The 1,880-nt window shown below is 72.2% G+C and carries 2 protein-coding genes; one reads left to right on the plus strand and one right to left on the minus strand.

Going from position 1 to position 1,880, the window contains the following annotated elements; genetic code table 11:
• On the plus strand, window positions 1–893 hold an 893-nt coding region (locus tag G4D87_RS37205; protein WP_163787509.1), incomplete at its 5' end, for an NAD-dependent epimerase/dehydratase family protein.
• On the opposite strand, the gene G4D87_RS37210 is transcribed toward G4D87_RS37205, so the two are convergent.
• Window positions 847–1,878, minus strand: a complete 1,032-nt coding sequence (locus G4D87_RS37210) for a metallopeptidase family protein (RefSeq protein WP_163787510.1) — start codon at window positions 1,876–1,878, stop codon at window positions 847–849. The genes G4D87_RS37205 and G4D87_RS37210 overlap by 47 nt on opposite strands.
• Window positions 1,879–1,880 lie beyond the last annotated feature (2 nt).

Consider the following 1,880-nt stretch of genomic DNA (forward strand, 5'->3'; position numbering starts at 1 on the left):
GCGTGGTGGGGCGCTCCCGGGAGGGCCTGCAGCGGGAGTTCGGGGCGGACCCGCAGGCGGAGCTCGTCACCTGGAATCCCGATGACGAGGCCTCCATCCGGGCCGCGGCCCGAGGCGTCCAGACGCTCGTCTACCTGGTGGGCGTGCCGTACTGGGAGTTCCACCTCCACCCCGTGCTGATGAAGCGCACGCTCGACGCCGCCATCGCCGAGGGCGTGGAGCGCATCGTCTTCATCGCCAGCGTGTACCCCTACGGCCGGCCGCGCACGGACACCGTCAACGAGTCCCACCCCCGCGTGCCGCACACCTTCAAGGGCCGCATGCGCAAGGAGCAGGAGGAGCTGCTGCTCGCGGCGGACAAGGCGGGCGCCATCCAGGTCACCATCCTCCGCCTCCCGGACTTCTACGGCCCGGGCGTGGAGAACAGCTTCCTCCACCGCGCCTTCGTCGCCGCCTCACAGGGCAAGCGCGCCGGGCTCATCGGCCCCATCGACACGCCCCACGAGTTCGTCTTCGTGCCCGACGTGGGCCCCACCGTGACGGCGCTCATGGACCACCCGGGGGCCTACGGCCGCTTCTGGAACCTCGGGGGCGCGGGCGTCACCACCCAGAAGGCCCTGGTGGAGGACATCTACGCCCAGGCCGGCCACCCCGCGAAGTACGCCGTGCTGGGGCCGGGGATGGCGCGCCTCCTCGGCCTCTTCAGCCCGTTCATGCGCGAGCTGGGGGAGATGCACTACCTGCACACGACGCCCGTCATCATGGACGACTCGGCGCTCAAGGCGCTGCTCGGCGACCTCCGGAAGACGCCGTACCACGAGGGCATCCGCCAGACGCTCGCGGCCCTCAGTCCAGCCCCCGTTGCCACAGGTCATCCTCATCCAGTCCCATGAGGTGACCGACCTCGTGCATCACCGTGATGCCAATCTGCTCGATGAGCTCCTCGCGGGTGTGGGCGAAGCGCTCCAGGTTCTTCTGGTACAGCACGATGGACGCGGGGACGTGGTCGAACGCGTTCGTCACGCTGCGCTCGCCCACCGCCAGGCCCCGGAACACCCCGAGGATGCTCGGCGACAGGGGAGGGTCCTCGCTCAGCAGGTCCTCGTCCGCCGGCAGGTCCTCCACCGCGATGGTGACGTTGTCCAGGTACTGCTTCGCGTGGCCCGGCAGGGACTGCACCGCGGCCTCCACCGCGCGGTCGAACTCGGCCTCGCCCAGCTCCACCGGGGGGAAGAACTCCGTCGGCACCAGCGCCTGGGCCTTGACGAAGCGGCGCTGGGCCTCCTTCTCATCGCCCCGGCGCTCCGCCAGCAGGCCCAGGTACTGGTGGGCCCACGCCTCGTCGGGCGTGTCCTTCAGCACCGCGTCGAAGGCGGCCTTCGCCTCGTCGAAGCGGCACAGCTCGAACAGGGCGATGCCCCGCTCCAGCTGCGCGTCCACCGAGCGCGGCAGGTGCCCCAGCGCCGCGTCCAGGCTCGCCAGGGCCGCGCGGCAGTCGCCCACCTGGTTCAGGCCCATGCCCTCCAGGAGGAGGAACTCGTAGAGCAGCTCCACGTCGCCGGCCTTCTGCGCCAGGCGCTTGCCCTTCGCGCAGAAGCCCAGGCCCTCCTCCACGGCCTCGCGGTCCTCGCCCGCGCGGCAGATGAGGCAGTCCGCGGTGCCCAGGAGCACCTCCAGGTCGTCCGGGGACACCCTCAGCGCGGCGCCAAAGGCCCGGCCGGCCTCCCCCAGGCGCCCCAGCTCCACCAGGGCGGCGGCGCGCAGGTGCAGGGCGTCCACCGAGTCCGGGGCCTGGGCCACGACGCGGTCGGCGGCGGCCAGGGCCGCCTCGAAGTCGCCCCGCTCGAAGGCCTCCGCCGCCACGTCCAGCGCCTCCATCC

The sequence above is a fragment of the Myxococcus vastator genome (assembly GCF_010894475.1).
Taxonomy (GTDB): domain Bacteria; phylum Myxococcota; class Myxococcia; order Myxococcales; family Myxococcaceae; genus Myxococcus; species Myxococcus vastator.

Bases quoted from the DNA above. Each gene is read 5' to 3' on its own strand.
- G4D87_RS37210 (WP_163787510.1), bottom strand. From the start codon at position 1,878: ATGGAGGCGCTGGACGTGGCGGCGGAGGCCTTCGAGCGGGGCGACTTC.